Source organism: Brevibacterium sp. AGC70 (assembly GCF_057334195.1).
In genome coordinates, this window is record NZ_JBHFIH010000009.1 from 166435 (window position 1) to 187303 (window position 20869).

23 protein-coding genes and 1 tRNA gene are annotated in these 20869 nt (G+C 62.8%); 7 read left to right on the plus strand and 17 right to left on the minus strand.

Annotated elements, in window-relative coordinates; all coding sequences use genetic code 11:
* Positions 1-18 precede the first annotated feature (18 nt).
* The 6 genes from ACE03M_RS06195 to dop are packed head-to-tail and all read right to left on the minus strand — an operon-like array spanning position 19 to position 5649.
* Positions 19-975, minus strand: coding sequence for an FKBP-type peptidyl-prolyl cis-trans isomerase (locus tag ACE03M_RS06195; protein WP_260848019.1), 957 nt, complete (start codon positions 973-975; stop codon positions 19-21).
* Between the two features lie 36 nt (positions 976-1011).
* Entirely contained in the window at positions 1012-2415 is a 1404-nt protein-coding gene (pafA, locus tag ACE03M_RS06200) for a Pup--protein ligase (protein ID WP_485933165.1), read from the minus strand.
* Positions 2415-3104 carry a proteasome subunit alpha gene (gene prcA / locus ACE03M_RS06205; protein WP_143921677.1) on the minus strand — a complete coding sequence of 230 codons (690 nt, stop codon included), beginning with the start codon at positions 3102-3104 and terminating at the stop codon, positions 2415-2417. The genes pafA and prcA overlap by 1 nt, the downstream gene beginning before the upstream one ends.
* A 13-nt stretch (positions 3105-3117) precedes the next feature.
* Complete coding sequence (gene prcB, locus ACE03M_RS06210; protein WP_485933166.1) at positions 3118-3918, minus strand: proteasome subunit beta; 801 nt, start codon at positions 3916-3918, stop codon at positions 3118-3120.
* 1 nt (position 3919) lies between these two features.
* Positions 3920-4111, minus strand: a complete 192-nt coding sequence (locus ACE03M_RS06215) for a ubiquitin-like protein Pup (protein ID WP_143921679.1) — start codon at positions 4109-4111, stop codon at positions 3920-3922.
* Positions 4108-5649: a depupylase/deamidase Dop gene (gene dop, locus ACE03M_RS06220; protein WP_485933167.1), complete on the minus strand. Its 1542-nt coding sequence runs from the start codon at positions 5647-5649 to the stop codon at positions 4108-4110. The genes ACE03M_RS06215 and dop overlap by 4 nt, the downstream gene beginning before the upstream one ends.
* Before the next feature lie 32 nt (positions 5650-5681).
* Between dop and ACE03M_RS06225 the strand changes: the two genes are divergently transcribed.
* The gene (locus ACE03M_RS06225; RefSeq protein ID WP_143921681.1) at positions 5682-6074 is read left to right on the plus strand and encodes a DUF3054 domain-containing protein; all 393 of its coding nucleotides are present in this window, start codon (positions 5682-5684) and stop codon (positions 6072-6074) included.
* A gap of 46 nt (positions 6075-6120) precedes the next feature.
* On the opposite strand, the gene arc is transcribed toward ACE03M_RS06225, so the two are convergent.
* From arc to ACE03M_RS06240, 3 genes are read right to left on the minus strand one after another with little or no spacing between them, the layout of a single operon-like run.
* Positions 6121-7773: a proteasome ATPase gene (gene arc / locus ACE03M_RS06230; RefSeq protein ID WP_143921682.1), complete on the minus strand. Its 1653-nt coding sequence runs from the start codon at positions 7771-7773 to the stop codon at positions 6121-6123.
* Entirely contained in the window at positions 7770-8837 is a 1068-nt protein-coding gene (locus tag ACE03M_RS06235; RefSeq protein ID WP_485933168.1) for a tRNA (adenine-N1)-methyltransferase, read from the minus strand. The genes arc and ACE03M_RS06235 overlap by 4 nt, the downstream gene beginning before the upstream one ends.
* A gap of 46 nt (positions 8838-8883) precedes the next feature.
* Entirely contained in the window at positions 8884-10044 is a 1161-nt protein-coding gene (locus ACE03M_RS06240) for a site-2 protease family protein (protein WP_143921684.1), read from the minus strand.
* Between the two features lie 106 nt (positions 10045-10150).
* Between ACE03M_RS06240 and ACE03M_RS06245 the strand changes: the two genes are divergently transcribed.
* Entirely contained in the window at positions 10151-10960 is an 810-nt protein-coding gene (locus ACE03M_RS06245; protein ID WP_143921685.1) for a RecB family exonuclease, read from the plus strand.
* Here the strand turns inward: ACE03M_RS06245 and ACE03M_RS06250 are convergent.
* Positions 10938-11597, minus strand: coding sequence for an HAD family hydrolase (locus ACE03M_RS06250; RefSeq protein WP_260848020.1), 660 nt, complete (start codon positions 11595-11597; stop codon positions 10938-10940). The genes ACE03M_RS06245 and ACE03M_RS06250 overlap by 23 nt on opposite strands.
* A 22-nt stretch (positions 11598-11619) precedes the next feature.
* On the opposite strand from ACE03M_RS06250, the gene ACE03M_RS06255 reads away from it, so the two are divergent.
* Complete coding sequence (locus tag ACE03M_RS06255) at positions 11620-12450, plus strand: proteasome assembly chaperone family protein (protein WP_143921687.1); 831 nt, start codon at positions 11620-11622, stop codon at positions 12448-12450.
* Between the two features lie 11 nt (positions 12451-12461).
* On the opposite strand, the gene mshC is transcribed toward ACE03M_RS06255, so the two are convergent.
* The 3 genes from mshC to ACE03M_RS06270 are packed head-to-tail and all read right to left on the minus strand — an operon-like array spanning position 12462 to position 15165.
* Entirely contained in the window at positions 12462-13721 is a 1260-nt protein-coding gene (mshC, locus tag ACE03M_RS06260; protein ID WP_143921688.1) for a cysteine--1-D-myo-inosityl 2-amino-2-deoxy-alpha-D-glucopyranoside ligase, read from the minus strand.
* A gap of 60 nt (positions 13722-13781) precedes the next feature.
* Positions 13782-14594 carry an SCO1664 family protein gene (locus ACE03M_RS06265; protein WP_485933172.1) on the minus strand — a complete coding sequence of 271 codons (813 nt, stop codon included), beginning with the start codon at positions 14592-14594 and terminating at the stop codon, positions 13782-13784.
* Positions 14595-14601: 7 nt separating this feature from the next.
* The gene (locus ACE03M_RS06270) at positions 14602-15165 is read right to left on the minus strand and encodes a DUF3090 domain-containing protein (protein ID WP_143921690.1); all 564 of its coding nucleotides are present in this window, start codon (positions 15163-15165) and stop codon (positions 14602-14604) included.
* Positions 15166-15222: 57 nt separating this feature from the next.
* Between ACE03M_RS06270 and ACE03M_RS06275 the strand changes: the two genes are divergently transcribed.
* Positions 15223-15504, plus strand: a complete 282-nt coding sequence (locus ACE03M_RS06275) for a hypothetical protein (protein ID WP_143921691.1) — start codon at positions 15223-15225, stop codon at positions 15502-15504.
* Between the two features lie 24 nt (positions 15505-15528).
* Here ACE03M_RS06275 and ACE03M_RS06280 read toward each other — a convergent pair whose 3' ends face one another.
* Positions 15529-16431, minus strand: coding sequence for an aldo/keto reductase (locus tag ACE03M_RS06280; RefSeq protein ID WP_143921692.1), 903 nt, complete (start codon positions 16429-16431; stop codon positions 15529-15531).
* Between the two features lie 69 nt (positions 16432-16500).
* Between ACE03M_RS06280 and ACE03M_RS06285 the strand changes: the two genes are divergently transcribed.
* Complete coding sequence (locus ACE03M_RS06285; protein WP_485933173.1) at positions 16501-17334, plus strand: undecaprenyl-diphosphate phosphatase; 834 nt, start codon at positions 16501-16503, stop codon at positions 17332-17334.
* 26 nt (positions 17335-17360) lie between these two features.
* On the opposite strand, the gene ACE03M_RS06290 is transcribed toward ACE03M_RS06285, so the two are convergent.
* Positions 17361-18065 (minus strand): histidine phosphatase family protein, encoded by a 705-nt coding sequence (locus tag ACE03M_RS06290; protein WP_143921694.1) that lies wholly within the window; start codon positions 18063-18065, stop codon positions 17361-17363.
* Positions 18066-18102: 37 nt separating this feature from the next.
* Between ACE03M_RS06290 and ACE03M_RS06295 the strand changes: the two genes are divergently transcribed.
* Entirely contained in the window at positions 18103-18306 is a 204-nt protein-coding gene (locus tag ACE03M_RS06295; protein WP_485933174.1) for a DUF5703 family protein, read from the plus strand.
* 10 nt (positions 18307-18316) lie between these two features.
* Positions 18317-19294, plus strand: coding sequence for a DMT family transporter (locus ACE03M_RS06300; RefSeq protein ID WP_143921695.1), 978 nt, complete (start codon positions 18317-18319; stop codon positions 19292-19294).
* Here the strand turns inward: ACE03M_RS06300 and ACE03M_RS06305 are convergent.
* Positions 19248-20555, minus strand: a complete 1308-nt coding sequence (locus tag ACE03M_RS06305; RefSeq protein ID WP_485933175.1) for a M20/M25/M40 family metallo-hydrolase — start codon at positions 20553-20555, stop codon at positions 19248-19250. The two genes, ACE03M_RS06300 and ACE03M_RS06305, sit on opposite strands and share 47 nt — an antisense overlap.
* 162 nt (positions 20556-20717) lie before the next feature.
* A tRNA-Leu gene (locus tag ACE03M_RS06310) sits at positions 20718-20805 on the minus strand.
* Positions 20806-20869: the final 64 nt, after the last annotated feature.

Below are 20869 nucleotides of genomic sequence, written 5' to 3' on the forward strand. Positions count from 1 at the left end.
CCGTGAGCCGAGACGTCCTCAGCCTTGGGCCGAGAGGACGTCGATGACGAATACGAGGGAGGCATTGCCCGGAATGTTCGGCGGGCTGCCCTGTTCTCCGTATCCCTTGTCGGGTGGGATGACGAGGACGATCTGGCTGCCGACCTTTGCACCGACAAGGCCTTCGTTCCAACCATCGATGACCTGAGCCTGGCCGACGGGGTCGACGGCGAAGGGTCCGCGTCCATCCTGCCAGCTTGAGTCGAAGTACTTCGAATTGTCGTCCCAGAGCCAACCGGAGTAGTGCACGGCCACGCTCTGGCCCTCCTTGACCTTCGGTCCTTCACCTTCGATCGTCGTATACGATTCGAGTTCCTTCGGAGCCTTGCCCTTCGGCTTCGAGATCGAGGGTTCACCGTTGTCGGCCCATTTCACCGTCACGGGGTTCTTCGACTGATCGACCTTCTTGCCTTCGGCGCGGGTCAGGGGCTTAGTCGTCTTCTCAATGTCGATGACGTAGACAAGGGTCTGCGCCGGCTGGCCCTCCTGCGCACTGCCGTTGAGCGACATGAGCACGCGCGATCCGACCTTCGTGTCCAAGAGTGCACTGTAGAGCTGCTCCGAGATCTGGCTCTTGTCCATCGGGAACCCGGCCGGTGACTTCGAATCGTAGCTCGACTCGATCTGCTTTCCGGTCGTGCCCGAGACCAGGGTCATCTGTGCGGTTACCTGCTCACCGTCTGCGACCTTGTCGCCCTTGCCCTCGCTGATGACGGTGTCTCCGGTCTTGTCGACGACCAGGGGTGCGTCGAAGCTGACCTTCGGCTTCTCACCTACTTTGCCTTCGACCGTGATGTCGTCGAGGCTGGTCGACTTCGCGTCCTCGGCCGAGACTGAGGGTGGGGCGCTTGTCGTGTCCTCCGCCTCCTCGCCCTGTCCGCAGGCGGACAGCAGAAGTGTGGCGGCCGCGATGACGGCGAGCACTTTGGTGCGCACGTGGTTCCTTTCGTTCAAGACCAGATCACTGAGATCTTACAGGCCCGCGATGAGAGCTTCAGCCTGTGGGTGCGTGGACTCGAAGGGGTTCTTCAGCGCCACGGCACGGCCGGATTCGTCGTTGAGTCGCAGATGCACCCAGTCGACGGTGTAGTCACGGCGTGCGGCATGGGCGGCACGGACGAATTCTCCGCGGATGGCTGCCCGGGTGGACGCCGGAGGGACGTCTTTCGCCTTTTCGCGTGCTTCGGGCGTGACCAGGTTCTTCGCCAAACCTGTGCGTTCCAGCTTGGGAAACAGACCGGTGTCGGGTGTGATGTCGTGATAGGCGATGTCGAGGCGAGTGATCCGCGGATCCGTGAGATCGTCGATGCCGCGGGCCATCGCCCGGTCGATGAGCGTCTTCTTCATCACCCAATCGATCTCGTGGTCGACTGCGGAGAAGTCCTGGGCTGCAATCGCCTCGAGCATCCGGGTCCACAGGTCGATGACGTATTCGGCCATCCCATCGTCGCCGAGGCTGTGGTCTCCCTTCTGCACGAGGACCTGAGCACGGTCGCGGTAGTCGGTGAGCAGGTTCAGCGGTGTGATCGTCGTCCCGTCCGTGCGCTCGAGCTGCACCGACCCGGTGAGGTCCCTGGCAACGAGGCGGATGTCGCGCACGGCGTGGCGCAGACCGTGTTCCGGGATGCGTGCACCCTGTTCGATGAGGTCGAGCATGAGCACGGCCGAGCCGATCTTGAGCGCCGAGGTGGCTGTCGACATCGAGGAATCACCGACGATGACATGGAGACGACGATATTTCTCCGCATCTGCGTGCGGTTCGTCTCGAGCGTTGATGATCGGGCGTGAACGGGTCGTGGCCGAGGACAGTCCCTCCCACATCACATCAGAACGTGCCGAGAGTCCGAACATCATGTCTGCTCGGTTCGCCTCGACGTCGGGCTGGAAGGACGACTGTGCGGGGATGATGGCACCGGCGCCCACCAGCAGCTGTCTGGAGACGAGGAAGGGAAGCAGCACCGTGGTCAGACGGTTGAAATCGAGATTGCGGCGGATGAGGAAGTTCTCATGGGAGCCGTAGGAGTTCCCCGCCGCATCTGTGTTGTTCTTGACCATGTGGATGCGGCCGCCGAGTCCATCGGCTTCGATGCTCGTCTGTGCCTGATTCAGCAGGTCGATCATCAAGGACTCACCCGCGCGGTCCTGTGTGAGCAGATCGCTGAGATTATCGCATTCGGCGGTGGCATATTCGGGGTGGGAGCCGACGTCGAGGTAGAGCCGGGAACCGTTGGGCAGGAACACGTTCGAGGAACGTCCCCATTCGACGATGGGTCGAAACAGATAGCGTGCGATCTCCTCCGGACCGATGCGTCGGTCACCCTCTCCTGCCGAATGGGCAAGCCCGTATTCGGTCTCGAGTCCGTAGATTCTGGCCATCAGTCCTCCCGCAGCTGCGCCATCATGGCGTCACTGAGTCGCTTGAATGTACGGTGTCCACTCGCATTCCGGTCGAGCACGGCTGCCTCGAGGTCCTGGGTCGGCACTGTGCCGGATGCTGCGGTGGCAAGAGCGCGCACACCATGGTCGAAGACCTCTCGCAGCGGCAGCACCGAGGTGGACAGGTCCTTCAGCGTTGCTGTGATGTCATCGGCCTGTCCCCCGATCGCCACATGTTCGGTCTCATCGATCACGGAGCCGTCGTAGCTGAGCCGGTAGAGCTGATCGGTCTCGGCGGTGAGTCCGAGTTCAGCGACGACGAGTTCGACTTCGAAGGGCTTCGACTCCGTCGTGAAGACCCCGGCCAGCGTCTGCGCGTATGCGTTCGTCAGCCCCCGCGCGGTGACATCGCTGCGGTGGTAGGAATATCCTCGCAGGTCCGCGTACCTCACACCGGCTTGGCGCATCGTCTCGAACTCGTTGTATTTGCCGACTGCGGCGAAGCCGATGCGGTCGTAGATCTCGGCGATCTTGTGCAGCGTCGGAGAAGGATTCTCTGCCAAAAGGAGGATGCCTTCGTCGTAGCGCAGCACCACGACCGACCGACCCCGGGCAATGCCCTTGCGGGCGAAGTCGGCCCGGTCCTTCATCAGCTGCTCGGGTGAGACGTAGAACGGTGCCTGGCTCATGGGCGTGCCTCATTCATGACTGTGCCTTTCTGGTCCGACGATCGCTGACCTCAGTGGCAATCGACATCACGTCGGCCGAAGGGATCTCGACGATCCCGTGCTCAAGGTCGACGGTGAAGATCGTCGGAGCGATCTGCCTGACGAAATCAGGGCCACCGGTGGCCGAGTCATCATCAGAGGCATCGAAGAGGGCTTCAACAGCCACCGAGATCGCAGCATCGGTATGAAGGTCGGGCCGCCACAGCTTCTTCAGCGCCCCACGTGCGTAGCCGGATCCGGAGCCGATCGAATGGAATCGATGCTCTTCGTATTTGCCGCCGGTGACGTCGAAGCTGAAGATCTGCCCGGCGGGAGTCGCTTCGTCGACGCCGGCGAAGAGCGGAACAACAGACAACCCCTGCATGGCCAAGCTCAGGTTTCCGCGCAGCATCGATGCCAGACGGTTGGCCTTGCCTCCCAACGACAGGCGTGCACCTTCGATCTTCTCGTAGTGTTCGAGTTCGAGCTGGTAGAGACGGATGAGATCGAGCGCGAGTCCCGCGGTTCCGGCGATGCCGATGACCGAGAAATCGTCGGCTGGTCGCACCTTCTCCATGGAGTGGGAGGCGATCATGTTCCCGATCGTCGCGCGCCGATCTCCTGCCATGAGGATGCCCGTGGCGGTGCGGAAGCAGATGATCGTCGTGCCCTCCGGAGCCAGATGCCCCAGATCATGCCCGACCGTGGTCGGCAGCGCTTCGGGTGCCACGGCTCGGGCGAGTTCGATGAACGAATTGCTCGTCGAACTCAGAAATGCAGGAGAGAATCCTGACATCTCATTGGCCGCCCTTCTGGACGAAGTTGCGCACGAACTCCTCTGCGTTCGATTCGAGGACTCCGTCGATCTCATCGAGGATCGAATCCACGTTCTGTGTGTTGATCTGACCTTGCACGGCCTCCGGCGGTTCGGCGGGTGGTTCTCCCCCGCCGGCCGAATGGTCTCTCTGAACCTGTTCCTGCGAACTCATTTCGCACCTCTTTCATCGTTCGTCGTTTTCAGTCTATCCACTCCCAGTGCCTGCAGCAGTGCCTGTGAGTCGTGCACTTCAGCCAGTCTGACCTCGAGGAGTTCACGGTTGCCTTTGAGTGGTTCGCTCATCGGCAGACGCACGATTCCGTACTCTCCGGCGTCGAGGACGAGCGAGTCCCAGCTCGCTGCCACCAGCGAGTCCGAGAATCGAGTCACGGCCAGTGATCTCAGGTAGGCCCGGGTTCCGTCGGGCGCGGAGACTACGGCCTTCTCGACTTCACCATCGGTCGTCAGCCGGCGGATCCGTCCGGCTTTCTCAAGCTTGTAGAACAGACCCTTCTCGGGCCTAACGTCGTGGTACTGGACGTCGATGAGCGCGAGCTTCGGATGGTCCCAGTCAAGGTTCTCCTTCTTCCGGTAGCCTTCGAGCAGCACCCATTTGGCAATCCAGTCGATGGAGTCGGACAGGCTGCGTGGGTCGTTGGCCAAGCCGTCGAGGAATCGCTTCCATTCGCTGAGAACCTCGGTGGTGTCCGCGTCATCGCCGGCGTGTTCGAAGCAGGCCGAGTAGTAGGTGTCCTGGATCTCGAGAGCCGTCATCGAGGTGCCGTCGGACATGGGCAGCTTCGTGCTCAGACTCAGATCATGGCTGACATCCCACAGGGCCTGCATCGGATCTGCGAGTTCGAGCTTGGGGACGAGTCCTGCCTCGATGAGGCCGAGCACGAGGGAGGTCGACCCGAATCTGACCAGCGTGGCCGGCTCGGCCATTGTGGCATCGCCGATGATGACGTGCAGCCGACGATATTTGGCCGGATCGGCGTGGGGTTCGTCGCGGGTGTTGACGATGGGCCTGCGCAGGGTGGTCTCGAGTCCCACCTGCGCTTCGAAGAAGTCAGCGCGGGAGGAGATCTGGAAGCCCGCAGTCTCACCTTCGCGTCCGATGCCCACGCGTCCGGACCCGCAGAGAATCTGCCTGCTGACGAAGAACGGGATCAATCCGGAGACGAGGTCGTCGAAATCCACTGCCCGATCAACGAGGTAGTTCTCGTGGGTGCCGTAGGAGGACCCCTTCGAATCGGTGTTGTTCTTGTAGAGGTTGACGGGTTCGTCCGTGGCCTCCAGGCTGCGCACCGAGGCCAACGCCACCATGTCTCCCGCACGATCGAAGGTGACGAGATCACGCGGAGTCAGCACCTCCGGTGAAGAGTATTCGGGGTGGGCATGGTCCACGTAGTAGCGGGCGCCGTTCTCGGTCACGACATTGGCGAGGTATTGTGCTTCCACGGATTCCTGGGGCATGTGGGTGAGCTGGGAGATGTCGGCGTCGGCGACGTTCATGAAGAAGCCGCGTGCGTCCGCGAGTGGCGATTCGGTGGCGAAGTCCCAGAAGTTCTGTGAGGACTTCAGTCCGCGCGGCCCCGCATAGGCGTCGACGACACGCGCCGAGTCACGCATCGGATTCGCTCCCGGATTGCCCGGTCGGCTCAGTCCGAACTCGGTTTCGGAACCCATCACACGGTGGACACTGAGCATCTGAACTCCCTCTAACGTTTAGACTCGGGGACGTGGCTGCGAAGAAATCTCATCTCCCGATCGCGTTGATCGTCGACCTCATCCTGGTTGTCCTATTCACCATCATCGGTCATTACACACATTCTCATAATTTCGATCCCCAGGGGCTCCTGACCACAGCGTGGCCGTTCCTGGCCGGACTGGGCATCGCCTGGCTGCTGTCGGCTGTCTGGGACCGTCCGATTGCGCCACTGGCGACGGGAACTGCAGTGTGGGCGATCACTGTGCTGGCAGGCATGGTCCTCCGTGCACTCACGGGCGCGGGAACACAAGGAGCATTCATCGTCGTCGCTGCCACCCTCAACCTCATCACCCTGGTCGGATGGCGGCTCATCGCCACGGCCGTGACCGGCGGCAGCACCAGCCCACGCCGACGCCGCCGCTGATCCGTAACCGCCGCTGATCCGTACCGGAAAGGACCGGAGAACCAGTTCAGACCAGGTCTGAGTTCGGGTACACCTCGGCGATATCCCTCTCCAGCGGAACCACAGGCGCTCCACGCGTCGTATCCAGATGCATCATCCGCAGATGTGTCACCCGCTCGCCCTTGCGACCGGAGATCCGCGCCCACTCGTCGGGGTTCGTCGTATTGGGCAGATCCTCGTGCTCGCTGAATTCCTCAGCGATGGCCTCTTCGAAGTGCTTCGGCTGAAGACCGCGCTCACCGGTCTCCAGAAGCGATTTGATCGCACTCTTCTTGGCCCGGTCCACGATGTTGTGGATCATGGCTCCAGAGGCGAAGTCCGCGAAGTGGAGAACTTCTTTCGTAGCGTCGGCATAGGTGACCTCGACGAATTCGTTCTCCGGTGACAGTGCATACATGCGGTCGACGCAGAACGAGATCAGGGCCGACACCCCCTCGGCGGGGGTCTCATGACCGGTCTGCACGCTTGCATGCAGGGGCAGTTCTGCGGTGAGGTACTTCTCGAAGATGTCGCGAGCCGCATCGGCATCGGGACGTTCGATGCGGATCTTCACATCCAGGCGTCCCGGACGCAGGATTGCGGGGTCGATGAGGTCTTCGCGGTTCGATGCGCCGATCACGATGACGTTGTCGAGCTGTTCGACACCGTCGATTTCGGTCAGCAGCTGCGGCACGATTGTCGTCTCGACGTCCGAGGACTTGCCGGTACCGCGGGTGCGGAACAGCGACTCCATTTCGTCGAAGAAGACGACGACGGGGAATCCTGCCGACGCTTTCTCCCTGGCCCGGGCGAAGATGAGACGAAGCTGACGTTCGGTCTCGCCGACGTATTTGTCTAGCAGCTCCGGGCCCTTGATGTTGAGGAAGTAGGTCTTGCGGGACTGACCGGCACCGGTCCGGTCGGCCAGAGAATTGGCCACGGCCTTCGCGATCAGGGTCTTGCCACAGCCGGGAGGGCCGTAGAGCAGGATGCCCTTCGGCGGTTTGAGACCATGCTCGGTGTAGAGCTGCGGGTGCTCGAAGGGCAGTTCCACCGCGTCCTTGATCTGGCCGATCTGATCGGCCAATCCACCGATGTCGGAGTAGGTGATGTCCGGGACCTCTTCGAGCAGAAGCGAAGAGACCTCCGGCTTCTCAACGACCTCAAGGGCATAGTGTGTGCGGGAATCGACGACCACGGCATCGCCGACGCGCAGGCCGGCATCGACGAGGTCCTCGCCGAGGATGAAGACCTGTTCGTCGTCGCCGGGAGCACCGACGAGGATCCGGGTGTCGTCGACGAATTCGCGTACATTGACGACGGAGCCGACCGAGGCGAAGGACCCGGTCCCGATGATGACAAGACCTTCCGAGAGCAGAACATCGGCACCGGCGCGCAGGTGTGCCGGCTCCACCTCGGGTCCGACGGCGACGCGCATTCTGCGGCCGCCGACGATGACGTCGGCGCTCAGCCCCGATTCACCGAGAGCGATGAGTGTGCCCCAGTTGTTGGGCGGCTCCGTCAGTCGACGGGCCTCCTCCTTGATCCGGTTCAGCTCATCGCGTGCTGTACGCAGGGTCTTCGACAGGGCTTCATTGCGTTTCCCGGCGCTGAAGAGCTGTTGGCGCAATGACGCAGTGTCCTCGCGCAGTCGTTTGACTTCGGTCGTGGTTTCGGTCATTGGTCCTCCTTCGACCCGGGGGTGTTCGAGGCTTGGCTGGCTGGCTCTCGGTCGTTGGCTTCGGGGGTCGTCGGTTCTTGGTTCAACCGTTTTCCCGCCTCACGCATGACGCGGCGCAGCTTCTTTCCCTGCGCGACTCTGGCTCCGACTGCTTCATCGGTGACTTCCGGCTTTGTCCAGGCATCGACGTCTTCGGTCGATGCCGGGGTGCCCTGTGGTCGCTTCTTCTTCTCCAGCGGAGCCACTCCTGGTGCCATGCGGCGGGCGATGACCAGGAAACCGGTATGCGCGATCATCCGGTGGTCGGGCCGTACTGCAAGCCCATCCACATGCCACCCTCGGACCATGGCCTCCATGGACTGCGGTTCGCTGAAGCAGTCTGTGGCACGCAGGGCTTCGACGAAACGGGAGAGCTGAGGGACGGTCGCAACGTAGGCGATGACGACTCCCCCGGGTGCCAGCGCGGTGGCGACTGCATCCAGTGTGTTCCATGGCGTGAGCATGTCGAGGACGACCCGGTCGACGGTGCCCGCCTCGTAGGAGTGCGGCAGCTCATCGGAGAGATCTCCCACCGTGACCGACCAGTTCTCGGGTCGACCATCGAAGAAGTCTGCGATGTTTCCGGCTGCGATGGTGGCGAATTCCTCGCGGAGTTCGAACGAGTGGAGCCTGCCTGTGGGGCCGACTGCCCGCAGCAGAGCCATCGACAGTGCCCCGGAACCGACGCCGGCTTCTACGACCACTGCACCGGGGAAGATATCGCCGAGGGTGACGATGAGTCCCGAGTCCTTGGGATAGACCACCGCTGCCCCGCGGGGCATGGACAGGACGAAGTCCTCGTAGCGCGGACGGAAGACCTGGAAGTCGATGCCCCCGGTGTTCGCCACGATGATTCCCTCGGTGCGACCGATGATGGCATCGTGTTCGATGAGTCCCTTGTGGGTGTGGAACAGCTCTCCGGGAGCCAGCACGATCGTGTGCATTCGGCCCTTGGGGTCGGTGAGCTGAATCTTCTCACCGGTCTTCAGGGCCCGGTCGGGTTCGGTATGGCTTGCCTCAGTCATGATGCGTCCACTCTACGCTGATGACAAGTATCTCAGCACACCCGGTTCAGGCTGCGAGCAGCTCGTCGAAGAATTCCTGCAGATCGATGACGCCGACGAGAGTGTTCTCATCCATGACCAGGCTGAACTGCGCCTTGGGGCGATGAGTCAGGGACTCAAGCAGGTGCGGTGCCGTGATGTCCTTAGGGACTCCGATCCACCCGGCCAGTGGCCTGGCCACTTCGCCTGCTGGGACCTGGTCCAGCGACTCGGCCAGACGACCGGCTGCCGCATGCCTGTCGACGAGCCCGTAGGGCAGGCCCTTCTGGTCGAGGACGACGATGAGGGTGCGTTCCTTTGCATTGCCCAGCGTGTTCGCATAGTCGAGTGTGTCGGCCAGATCCGCGTCCCAGGTTGCTGCGATGGCAGGCTGGATGACCTGCGAGAGGTCGTAGGTCTCCATCTTCCGTGCTCGCTTCGCATGAGTCGCGGCGTCCCCTGCGGAGAACCACAGCATGATGGCGATGAGCGACATCCACGCCACGGTCAGCGGGTCGGGGCGCTCACCTGCCAGCAGCGGTGTGATGACGGACCAGCCGATGAAGCCGACTGCGATGACTCGACCGACCCAGCTGGCGACGATCGTTCCCAGGTACTGCGAGCCTGTCAGGCGCCACATCAGGGCTTGCAGCGCCCACCCGCCGTCCAGCGGAATTCCGGGCAGGAGGTTGATGGCACCGAGTGCGACGTTCGCGAATGTCACTGCGATGAGCAGGAGCCATGGAACCGAAGTCGGCGAGACCGCGCTCAGACACCACCAGCCCAACAGGGCCAAGACTATGTTGACGATCGGACCGACGATGGAGATGACGAAGCTGGTCAGCGCGGCCTTGTCACGCGGATTCTCCGCCTGAGGTTCGAACCTGGTGAACCCGCCCCAGATATTGAGCTCGATCGCGGCGACCTTGAGTCCATAGAACTGTCCGGCGACACCGTGCGCCAGTTCGTGGAGGAAGACCGAACCGAACAGCAGAACCGCATACGCGAACGCGACGAACCAGGCCCAGACACCGAGGTCGGGCCGGACGGTATTCACCCACGGGGCGAACAGAATCGTGATCACGAAAGCGGCGAGGAACCATGACCAGGCCAGGATCACCGGGGCGCCGAGAACAGTGCCCAGGCGCAAGCCCGAAGAGGCACCAGTCTGGTGTTTTTTCGCGGCCATCGATGGAGTTCCTCTAGCTTGGGGTCGGGTTCACTCAGCCTATCAGCGACAGGCTCGCCACCGCGGTCTCACGCGTCGTGTCAGACCAAGTCGTTACAGTGGTGACATGGCCGAGCTGATCAGTCTTTCGCCCTCACGGGCCAACGACTTCGTACAATGTCCCTTGAAATTTCGTTTCCGCAGCATCGACAAGCTTCCGGAACCGCCTTCGCAGGCCGCTTTCAGAGGGACCGTCGTCCATTCCGTCCTTGAGAAGCTCTTCGAACTTCCCGCGGCACAGCGGACGCAGGATGTCGCCGAGGCCCTGCTTCGTCCCAGCTGGGACGAGCTCGTCGAGAAGGACCCAACTGTGCTCGAGATCTTCGGCGATGAAGGCGAGAAGGAGACATTCTTCACAACTGCGGGCAAGCTGCTGCAGTCTTACTTCAGGCTCGAGTTCCCGGAGCACCTCGAGCCCGATGAGACGGAGAAGTACGTGCGCACGCGGCTCGACAACGGCCTCGAGCTGCGGGGCTTCATCGACCGCGTCGATGTCGCACCGGGAGGTGAGAAGCGTCTGGTCGACTACAAGACCGGAAAGCAGCCCAAGCCCCAGTACGGCAGGGAGGCCCATTTCCAGATGGGCTTCTACGCCCTCGTCGAGTATCGCCTCACGGGTGAGCTCGTGCACACGCTCCAGCTCATGTACCTGGGGTCGCAGAGCATCCTCAAGTCTCACCCCACGATGAGTGACATCGAACGCACCCAGTTCGAGATCGAGTCGATCTGGAAGGACATCATCGCCTCCGCCGAGGCCGACCGCTGGCGCCCGAAGAAGTCACCACTGTGTAACTGGTGCACGTTCAAACCGCTGTGCCCCGCGTGGGGCAACACTCCCCCGCCGACCCCGGAGATCACACGGATTGTCGGGACGTGAGTTCTCTCAGGTCAGCAATTCCGCGCCCTTCGAGGCTCGACCACAGGATCCGGCCAGGACGCTCCTCGAGCGCCACCAGATGGGGAATGCCGATGGCGATTGTGCCTGCTGCTTCTGCGCTGGCGAGTCCGGGTTTCGAATCCTCGAGCGCCACACAGGCTCCCGGGTCGAGCTCAAGCAGCGCCGCTCCCTTGAGATAGGGCTCTGGATCGGGTTTTCCGGCGGTGACCTCGTCCCCGGAGATGAGGCCGACGAAGCTGCCGTCCGGGCATGCCGAGATGACCGCCTCGGCGAGTCGCCGGTAGGACATCGTGACCATCACACAGGGAATGCCAGCGGTGACGATCGCAGCGAGGAATTCGAGAGCTCCAGGACGAAACGGCACTGCTTCCTCGATCTTCGCTACGACCTGGTCGAGAAGGGTGTCGACGATGACGGCGGCCGGAAGGTCGAGTCCAGCATCCTGCATCATGGCGGCGGAGGTGAGAAGGTCGTTGCCCACGAACTCCAGACCCTGCTCTTCGCTCCAGCTGATGCCGTGCGCGTTCATCAGTTCGGTCTCGGCTCTGATCCAATACGGTTCCGTATCAACCAGAGTTCCGTCCATGTCCCAGAGGACTGCGGCAGGATTCGTCATGATTCCAGCGTAATCTTGAAGCATGAGTTTTCTTCCATCAGGGTCCGGGGCACTCGTGTTCATCGCCTTCGAAGGACAGGACGCGGATGCCTCCGAGGCCGCCAGTTCACTGGTCAAGGATCTCATCGAGTCATGGCGACTGGACGAGAGTGAGATCTTGGACACCGACGGATTCTACGAGTTCAGATTCTCAGAGCCTGAGATCGTTCGGGACGAAACGGGCCGCGCCACGATCGCGTGGCCGGGAATAGAAGTCCACCGGGGGCAGCATCTGGGCACGCCGGTCACCGTCATCCAGGGACATGAGCCGGGACTGAAGTGGCGCGAATTCCTCTCGCTCATCCTGTCCGAGGTCACCGCCGAGGATTGCGTGGTCCTGCTCGGAGGTCTGCACGCGGAGGTCCCCCATACGCGTCCTCTGCCTGTCGTCGCGAACACAGAGGATGCAGTGCTCGCCGCAGATCTGAACATCGACGTCAACGGCTATGCGGGACCGATCGGCATCCTCGGCCTCCTCGGCGTCGAATGCGACAGGCGTGGACGCCACGCGATCAACCTATGGGTCGGTGTGCCCGACTATCTCACCGACTCCCCTTCGCCCAAGGCTGAATTGGCCCTGGCGTCAGCGGTGGAGAAGTACACGGGACTCGAGATCGATATTCCCATCCTCGAGGAGGAGAGCCGCGCATGGGAGCTCGGCGCCGATGAGTTGGTCGCCAACAACCCGCACCTCGTCGAGCTGCTCAAGGGACTCGAACAGCTCAACGATTCCACGGAGCTGCCCGAAGCCAGCGGCGATGCGATCGCCGCCGAGTTCGAACGCTACCTGCGCAAACGGGGTCGCGAGAAGTAGAGGGCTTAGGCTCAGCTGTGCAGATCGAGGCCGAGCAGGGCATCGACGGCGTCCGCGACCCGGTCACCGCACACCGGTGCGGTCTCGGCAGCGGGTGAGTCCGCATAGTGCTCGGCCCACTCGTCGAGGATTCCCAACGCACGGGGGCTGTCGAGATCATCGGCCAGAGACTCACGCAGCAGACCGATGATGTGTCCGCGCAGTCCCTCCCGGCATTCGGCTTCGCACATTGCCGCATGCTTCCACGCCCGCAGTCGCGCCGAGGCGGACTCGAGCAGCTCGTCGGTGAAGATCCAGTCGCTGCGGTAGTGGTTGGACAGCAGCACTGTGCGAATGACCATCGGGTCGACGCCCTGTTCGCGCAGCTTCGAGACGAGGACCAGGTTGCCCTTGGACTTGCTCATCTTCTCGCCCTGGTAGCCGACCATGCCTGTGTGCATATAGGTCCGAGCCAGCGGTGTCTGCTTCCACGCCGCTGCGTGAGCTGCGCTCATCTCGTGATGTGGAAACACCAGGTCGCTGCCGCCGCCCTGAACGTCGACGGGCAGTCCCGCGTAGTTGTTGGCGATGACGGTGCATTCGATGTGCCAGCCCGGTCGTCCCGGCCCGAGTTTCCCGCCGTCCCAGGACGGTTCGCCCTCGCGTGCGGCCTTCCACAGCAGAGGATCGATCTGATTGTCTTTGCCCGGTGTGTCCGGGTCGCCGCCGCGCTCGGCAGAGAGCTTGGCCATCGTGGCCCGGTCATCGTGGCTGACGCTGCCGAAGGGCGGATTGATCGGAGTTGAGACGCGGTAGTACACGTCGCCGTTGTCGAGGGTGTATGCAGCCCGCGACTCGACGAGGTCCTCGACCGCTGCGACGATCTGGTCAACCGACTCCACGACGCCGATGTAGTTCTGCGGCGGAAGCACGCGCAACGCCGTCATGTCTTCGCGGAACAGCTCGATCTGCGACTCTGCGAGTTCACGCCAATCGACTCCGGTGGCGTTGGCCCGTTCGAGCAGAGGGTCATCGACATCGGTGGTGTTCTGCACATAGACGACGTCGAGCCCCGCATCGCGCCACACCCTGTTCAAGAGGTCGAAGGCGACATAGGTCGCCGCGTGACCAAGATGGGTGGCGTCGTACGGGGTGATTCCACATACATAGAGACCGGCCGCCTGGTCACGCCCTTTGAGTCTGCGTGGGCTCCGGGTGCCGGTGTCGAAGACTGTCGGCACCTTTCCGGAGCTGGTGAGGCGGGGTAGCTGAGGTTCGGACCATGACTTCACGGAGACCAGCCTAACCGAGTCATAGCAGAACGGCACCTCCGGTCTCAGGCCGTGCCGTCTCTAGATCGGCGGCCAGGGAATGACTGTCCGATCCTGCGGCGGATCGGGGAACGTTCCGGCCTCTCCCAGACGCTCCGCCCGGGCGCGCAGGCTCTCGATCTCTGTCTCTTCCAAGGATTCATCCAACACGGTCCGCAGCTCCGTGGGCATTCGGACCACCTCGTCGAGGGCGTCGATCTCTTCGACCCGGAATGACTGATGAGAGAAACCCCACAGCACGGTGCGCACCTTCTCCTCGGCGTGGAACGTCAGACCGTTGTCGATGCCGTAGGTGCCGATGCTGGCCGCACCGCTGCCCGGCAGGTAGCTGCCGGTGATGATGTGGCCGGCCTTCCGGTCGGCGTTGTTCGCGAGGAGGTCGAAGAAGGCGATCGCCCGCAGCCCCTCCCGTGCGTCATGGGACAGCACCAGATCGGTGCCGTCCTCGGTTCGCAGGGCGAACATCGGAGTGTGCTCGGCAGGGATGCCGTCGACTTCGGTGAGGGCGACGGCGTCATCGTCCCCGGAGTCCTCGACATAGGCCTGGAGCGACCCTGGCCCCGCTCCCAGGTCTCCCCGCAGGACGGTCGGCGGAACCACGTTCAAGTCGAGGTGAGCGCTCAGCCGGTAGGACGCCACTTCGCGCAGCGAGAGGGTGTGCGGTGGGAAGTCCGCCAGCGGTCGCTCTCCCGATACCGGCTTGTAGACGGCTTTGAAGTGGGTGCCTGCGTGGTCGACGACCACGAGGCGGGTGTCGTTGCTGGCCCGCGGGATCGCTCCCATAACGGTGCAGGTGCCCTGTTCCAGGGCCTGCCGGGCGAAGGCTTCGTGCATGAGTCTCTTAAACGCGGGCGATGCCGTTGGCACGGGGGCACAGGTGCCCTTCGGGCTCCAGCGGCAGCGAGCAGAAGGGGCAGTCGCCGCGACCAGCGGAGACGACCTGGTCGGCCCGGCGGGCGAACTCGCGGGAGCCGGCGGCGTCGAGAACGATGCGCAGCACCTCTCGCTCGACCTCATCGTCATCCGGTTCTGCTGAGGTGCCCGTCTGAGCATCCTCCTCGGTGAGTTCGAAGCATTCGACCACAAGCTCATGGGCGACCGTGTCCCAACCCAGGCTCATGGTGCCGACCCGGAATTCAGGTTCGATCGGGACGTTGAGTCCGGCGTTGTCGATGCGTTCGTCGATCGCAGACTGCGGCACTCGCGCCGCGGGATCCTTGACCATGACCATATCGAGAAGTTCGGTGACGCGATCGGCGAGGATTTCGACCTGCTCCTTCTCGACCACCACTGTGGTCAGCGAAGTTCCGGATTTCGCCTGTAAGAGGAACGTTCGCTCGCCGGGCAGACCGATCGTGCCGACGACGAATCGATCTGGGGTGGGGTGGTCGTACAAAGCTGCCATGCCTTCAGCCTAGTTCAAAGACTTACATGTCCGACTTCCCTGGGATACATTTGAGTCATGAGCACTGATCCTCGTGAGGCCCTGGACGCATTCCTCGAAGCAGTGGGTGAACACTTCGCTGCATCCGCACACCGCAATGGAGACCAAGACCCCCGTGTCGAAGCCGCCTACATGGCCTTGGCCGACGCCTTCGAAATCTATGAGGACGCGATCTACACCGCGTACGACGAGGTCACTCCGTTTGAGCTCTTCGACGATGTCGAAGACGCCAAGGAGGATGACGAGGACAACGAACTCGACGGTGACTTCGCCATCGACGAGGACGACGAAGACGACTGAATCAGGTACGAACCGGCCGCGACCTCAGGAGATCTGGTCGAGGACCTCTGCGATCTCGGGTTCGAGTTCGATTTCACTGCTGAGCAGCTGAGCCATCTGCTCAGGGGTGCGGGCCGAGACCAATGATGAGGCGACTCCCTGGTACCTGTTGAACGCCAGCGCGATGTCTGTCGTCGTCACTCCCAATGCCGCAGCCGCCTTGCGGACTCCTGCCAGCACCCGCGTCGCTCGTTCATCGAGATAGGCCCCGACATAGTCGGTGAGTTCACCCACCGCGAAGCGTGAGTCCTGTGGGGTGCCGCGCCGATACTTGTCGCTCAGCACTCCCCTGCCCAGGCCGGCACCGGCGATGAGTCCCACGCCTGCGTAGTTCGCAGCCGGCAGAAGATCGTGCTCTGCCTCCCGGTTGAGCAGGGAGTATTCCGCGATCGCGCAGGAGATCGGCAGACCTGCTCCGCGCATCTCCGCCAACTCCCAGCCGGCATGGTGGGACACGCCGACGTAGCGGATCTTGCCCAACGTCAGCAGGGTATCGATCGCCGAGGCGGTCTCTGCCCTGTCCACCTCAGCATCGAAGACATCGAGGATGAGCATGTCAATGTGGGAACGTCCGGTGGCACTGAGCAGGGCATCGACCTGATTGAGGATCCGAGCCCTGCCCAGACCCACCTCGATGTGGGATGACTCACTCATGGACACGCCCACTCGGGCAAGCAACACGATCTGCTCAGGAAGACTCAGCTGAGACACCACCTGAGCCGCGTGGACTCCCGAACTGGGAAGCTCGATGAGGTTCCCACCAGCGCCGACGTACTCATCGACGAGTCGCTGTGCGACTGCGGCGTCGACTCGGTGTCCCCACTCGAATGTGCCGAGACCCACATCGCTGACTTCAAGACCGGTTCTGCCGAGGCGTTGATGCTTCATGATTGTTGAGGTTACCTGATTCGGCGACTACCGTGGTTTCGTTCCCATCCCACTTTCTCAAGGAGACGCATGTACGACTGGCTGGTCGCAGCTGTGCTTGGAATCGTTCAGGCACTGACAGAATTTCTGCCGATCTCGTCCTCAGCGCATGTGCGCATCGTCGGTGAGTTCATGTTGCCGGGCCAGGATCCTGGCGCGTTCTTCACCGCGATCATCCAGATCGGCACCGAGGCAGCTGTCGTCGTGTACTTCTGGCGCGACATCGTCTCCATCATCTCCAAATGGTGCAAGGCGCTGGTCGGCAAGCACGACCGCAAGGACCCTGAAGTCCGGCTCGGCTGGCTGATCATCGTCGGTTCGATTCCGATCGTCATCCTCGGTCTGCTGTTCCAGGACGCCATCGAGGGTGCACTGCGCAGCTTGTGGATCACCGCAACCATGCTCATCGTCTTCGGACTCGTCATCGGCCTCGCCGACTGGGTGGGCAAGAGGGAACGCACCCTTGAGGACATGAGCTGGGGCCAGGGCATCGCCTACGGATTCGCCCAGGCGCTGGCGCTCATCCCGGGTGTCTCACGCTCCGGCGGTACGATCATGGCCGGGCGCTTCATGGGCTTCGACCGTCCTGCCGCTGCCCGCTACTCGTTCCTGCTCGCCATTCCAGCGGTCTTGGGGTCCGGCTTCTACAGTGTCTTCCAGACGCTCGGCAGCACGGACACGGTCATCGGCTGGGGACCGACAATCCTGGCCACCATCATCGCCTTCGGACTGGGACTCCTCGTCATCCACTGGTTCCTCGGCTACGTGAAGACCAAGTCCTTCGCGATCTTCGTCTGGTACCGCGTGGCACTGGGCATCGTGCTCTACATCCTGCTGGGCACGGGAGTCCTCGCCGCCACGTGATCGGCGCTGGCTGGCTCGGTTGAGCGTCAGCGCAGTCCGCCGCCGCCGGGTGCGCTCCCCTCGGAGAGCCCAGCGGCGGTGACCGACATCGCCGTCAGCACCGGCCGTGGCCCCGAGAAGTCGATGACGGTGAAGGAGCCCGGGGCAACGCTGATGCGCTGGAAATCATCGAGGGGCATCGCCAACGCATCGGCAATGATCGCCTTGATGATGTCGCCGTGGGAGACCAGCATCGCCCAACGATCGGCTCTGCCCCCACGATCCTCTGTGCTGCGGCTGCGCTCTTCCTCGTCGCTGCGTTCTTCTGTGCGGAGCTCGTCGACGACGGTTCTCACTTGTGACACGGCACGGTCGGCCGCCTCGGCGATGGATTCCCCACCGGGGAAACGCGCCTGCGATGCCCGTTCGACGACGGTCTTCCACAGCTCTTCGCTGCCGAGTTCCTTCAGGCTCCGACCGGTCCATTCGCCGTAGTCGAGTTCGATGAGGTCATCGACGGCGGCAACAGAATCGGCGGTGACCGCAGACGCCGCGATCTGAGCCGTCTGCTCACATCGCATGAGGGGCGAATGCAGCAGGCGGGAGAAGTGTCGCTGGGGAAGCATCCGCAGGGTGTCGCGAAGGGCGCTGACACCCTGATCGGTCAGCGACACGCCGGGAGCGCGTCCGGCGAGGATCCCTGCCGTATTCGCACTGGAGACGCCGTGCCGGAGGAGAACGATGACGGGCATGTGACCAACACTAGCCCAGATCGTTTACAGTGGGCCTATGAAGCGTCAGCGTCCCAGCATGGCCTATAAGTTTCGCAAGGTCTCGTTCTCCAGAGAAACACCGCGATCTGTCAGTCTCCAGGAACTCAATGACGAGGCGGAGTACGGCAAATGGGAGCTCGCACGGACCCGGATCTCCGTGGGAGGCACCAAGACCGTCTGGCTGCGTCGTAAGATCATGCCTCTGACGTTGAGCAGCTGACACCGGCACTGTGAAGTCACCCGCTGCGCTCCTCCCTGTCCTCTTCGCCGGCCTCGTCACCATCGTGGCCGGCGGTGCCATGTCCCTCCAAGGTCGTGCCAACGGCCTGCTCGGTCCGATCCTGGGTCACTCTGTCTTCGCCGCACTCGTCTCGTTCATCATCGGGCTCATCCTCGTGGGCACGACTCTGCTGTGCTCCTCCCGGTCTCGGGCCAGCGCCAGAATTCTGATCCGACTTCTCCGCACTCACGCGATGCCCTGGTGGATGCTGCTCGGCGGTCTCAGCGGCGGCCTCGTCGTCATCGCTCAGGCATCCACCGTGCCGATCATGGGTGTCGCGATGTTCACCATGGCCTTCGTCTCCGGCCAGGTGACCGGTGGTCTCGCCGTCGATTCCACACGCCTGCCACCGGGCGGGAGGCAGCGCCTGACGTTTCTCCGGGTCTTCGGGGTCCTCGTCGTCATCGCCGCCCTGGTCTACGGCGCGTCAGAGCGACTCAACCTGGGAGTGCCTCTCTGGGCCCTGCTGCTGCCCTTCGTCTCTGGTGCCCTGACCTCCGTCCAGCAGGCGTTCAACGGGCGGATCAAAGCCGCCACAGGCTCGGTCATCGTCGCCACCACTGTGAACTTCGCCGTCGGCTTCCTCGCTCTGCTCGCGGCGGCTGGGGTCATCATGCTCTCCGGGGTGACCTGGGCAGGTTTTCCGACGGAGCCCACTCAGTGGTGGATGCTGCTCGGTGGGGCCTTCGGCGTCATCTTCATCGGGTTGACAGCGCTGACCGTGGCGAAGCTCGGCGTGCTGCTGCTCAGCCTGTTCTCGCTGTTCGGAAATCTCCTCGGCGCGCTCCTGCTCGATCTCCTGCTGCCCTTGCCCGGATCCCTGGTGAGCACCACAACGGTCATCAGTGCCGCCCTGGTGCTCCTCGGGATCGCGATTACGATTATGCCTTCATCAGGAAATCGCCCAGAACCCTCGCCCCGAACTTGAGTGCGGAGATCGGCACTCGCTCATCGACGCCGTGGAACATCGCCGGGAAGTCGAGGTCACCGGTCAGCTGCAGCGGCGCAAACCCGTAGCCGGTGATGCCCAGTTCTGCCATGGACTTATTGTCCGTTCCGCCCGACAGCGTATACGGCAGAACCTTCGCTGAGGGGTCGTCATCGAGCAGGCTCTTGCGCATCTGTGCGACCAGCGGCGTGTCGAAGGGCGCTTCCAAAGCATCTCCCTCGTCATTGGCCTCGATGTCGATGCCCTCCCCCGCGAGCTCCTTGATCTTGAGCATCACATCCTCGTGCTGACCTGGCAGGGTCCGGCAGTCGACGTAGGCCGTGGCCGTGCCGGGGATGACGTTGTGCTTGTACCCGGCATTGAGGAATGACGGATTCGAGGTGTTCTGCAGGGTCGGGGCGACGAACTTCTCGACAGAGCCGAGTTCGGCCAGGAGCTCACCGATCGTATCGGCCCGGAATTCGATGCCGGTGATCTCCGCGACTCCTTCGAGGAGTTGCCTTGTTGCGACCGGGATCTCCTGCGGCCATGGATATTCGCCGATGCGGGCGATGGCTGCGGCAAGCCGGGTGACCGGGTTGTCATCATTGCGCTGGGAACCGTGACCCGCCGTGCCGTGGGCGATGAGGTTGAGCCAAGCGAGGCCTTTCTCTGCGGTCTGGACGAGGTACACGCGCTGGCCGCGGACATCGACGGAATAGCCGCCGACCTCGGAGATGGCCTCGGTGGCTCCCGCGAAGAGCTCCGGGTGGTTGCGGACCATATAGCGGGCGCCGTAGTTCCCACCCGCCTCCTCGTCGGCGAAGAAGGCGATGATGAGGTCTCGGCGCGGACGCAGACCCTGGCGGAGCATATCGCGGACGGCGGCGATGATCATCGCGTCCATGTCCTTCATGTCGACGGCTCCGCGCCCCCAGAGCAGCTCGTCCTTGATGACACCGGCGAAGGGGTCGACGCTCCAGTCCTCTGCCGCAGCCGGAACCACATCGGTGTGGCCATGGACGACGAGCGCGCCCGCCTCGGGATCAGTTCCCTTGATCCGGGCGACGAGGGAGGCCCTGCCCGGTTCGGATTCGACGATCGTCGACGTCAGTCCTACCTCGTCGAACCAGCCTGCGATGAGATCCGCGGCCGGCCGTTCGGGGTTGGCCTTGTTGCCTCCCCAATTCTGTGTGTCGATGCGAATGAGCTGCTGGCACAGAGAAGTGACCTCGGCCTCGGCGGCGCTGAAATCGTACACGGTGTCTCCCGTCGGATAGGTGCAAAGATGCTGACGTGATCCACGTTATAACAACTGTCGCAGTCCGACCCATGGTGTCCGCCGATCGTGATTTCCGGGCCAACAGCAGGAGTGAATGAGAAATGGCCTCCGGATCAGATCCGGAGGCCATTTCCTCTGTTGTGCGCGAAGGGGGACTTGAACCCCCACGCCCGATAAGTTGGGCACTAGCACCTCAAGCTAGCGCGTCTACCAATTCCGCCACTCGCGCTGGCAACAGAGATTACTTTACACGCGACTTTCGGCCGCGCAAAATCAGATCGGCTGATTGTGAC

What these genes read in the sequence shown, in the direction of transcription:
- prcA (WP_143921677.1), bottom strand. Translation starts at nt 3,104, where the DNA reads ATGAGCCAGGCACCGTTCTACGTCTCACCCGAGCAGCTGATGAAGGAC.
- ACE03M_RS06235 (WP_485933168.1), bottom strand. Translation starts at nt 8,837, where the DNA reads ATGACTGAGGCAAGCCATACCGAACCCGACCGGGCCCTGAAGACCGGT.
- pafA (WP_485933165.1), bottom strand. Translation starts at nt 2,415, where the DNA reads ATGGCCAGAATCTACGGACTCGAGACCGAATACGGGCTTGCCCATTCG.
- ACE03M_RS06270 (WP_143921690.1), bottom strand. Translation starts at nt 15,165, where the DNA reads ATGGCAGCTTTGTACGACCACCCCACCCCAGATCGATTCGTCGTCGGC.
- arc (WP_143921682.1), bottom strand. Translation starts at nt 7,773, where the DNA reads ATGACCGAAACCACGACCGAAGTCAAACGACTGCGCGAGGACACTGCG.
- ACE03M_RS06250 (WP_260848020.1), bottom strand. Translation starts at nt 11,597, where the DNA reads ATGACGAATCCTGCCGCAGTCCTCTGGGACATGGACGGAACTCTGGTT.
- dop (WP_485933167.1), bottom strand. Translation starts at nt 5,649, where the DNA reads ATGCTCAGTGTCCACCGTGTGATGGGTTCCGAAACCGAGTTCGGACTG.
- ACE03M_RS06275 (WP_143921691.1), top strand. Translation starts at nt 15,223, where the DNA reads ATGAGCACTGATCCTCGTGAGGCCCTGGACGCATTCCTCGAAGCAGTG.
- ACE03M_RS06245 (WP_143921685.1), top strand. Translation starts at nt 10,151, where the DNA reads ATGGCCGAGCTGATCAGTCTTTCGCCCTCACGGGCCAACGACTTCGTA.
- ACE03M_RS06290 (WP_143921694.1), bottom strand. Translation starts at nt 18,065, where the DNA reads ATGCCCGTCATCGTTCTCCTCCGGCACGGCGTCTCCAGTGCGAATACG.
- ACE03M_RS06295 (WP_485933174.1), top strand. Translation starts at nt 18,103, where the DNA reads ATGAAGCGTCAGCGTCCCAGCATGGCCTATAAGTTTCGCAAGGTCTCG.
- ACE03M_RS06215 (WP_143921679.1), bottom strand. Translation starts at nt 4,111, where the DNA reads ATGAGTTCGCAGGAACAGGTTCAGAGAGACCATTCGGCCGGCGGGGGA.
- ACE03M_RS06255 (WP_143921687.1), top strand. Translation starts at nt 11,620, where the DNA reads ATGAGTTTTCTTCCATCAGGGTCCGGGGCACTCGTGTTCATCGCCTTC.
- ACE03M_RS06240 (WP_143921684.1), bottom strand. Translation starts at nt 10,044, where the DNA reads ATGGCCGCGAAAAAACACCAGACTGGTGCCTCTTCGGGCTTGCGCCTG.
- ACE03M_RS06285 (WP_485933173.1), top strand. Translation starts at nt 16,501, where the DNA reads ATGTACGACTGGCTGGTCGCAGCTGTGCTTGGAATCGTTCAGGCACTG.
- ACE03M_RS06280 (WP_143921692.1), bottom strand. Translation starts at nt 16,431, where the DNA reads ATGAAGCATCAACGCCTCGGCAGAACCGGTCTTGAAGTCAGCGATGTG.
- ACE03M_RS06265 (WP_485933172.1), bottom strand. Translation starts at nt 14,594, where the DNA reads ATGCACGAAGCCTTCGCCCGGCAGGCCCTGGAACAGGGCACCTGCACC.
- prcB (WP_485933166.1), bottom strand. Translation starts at nt 3,918, where the DNA reads ATGTCAGGATTCTCTCCTGCATTTCTGAGTTCGACGAGCAATTCGTTC.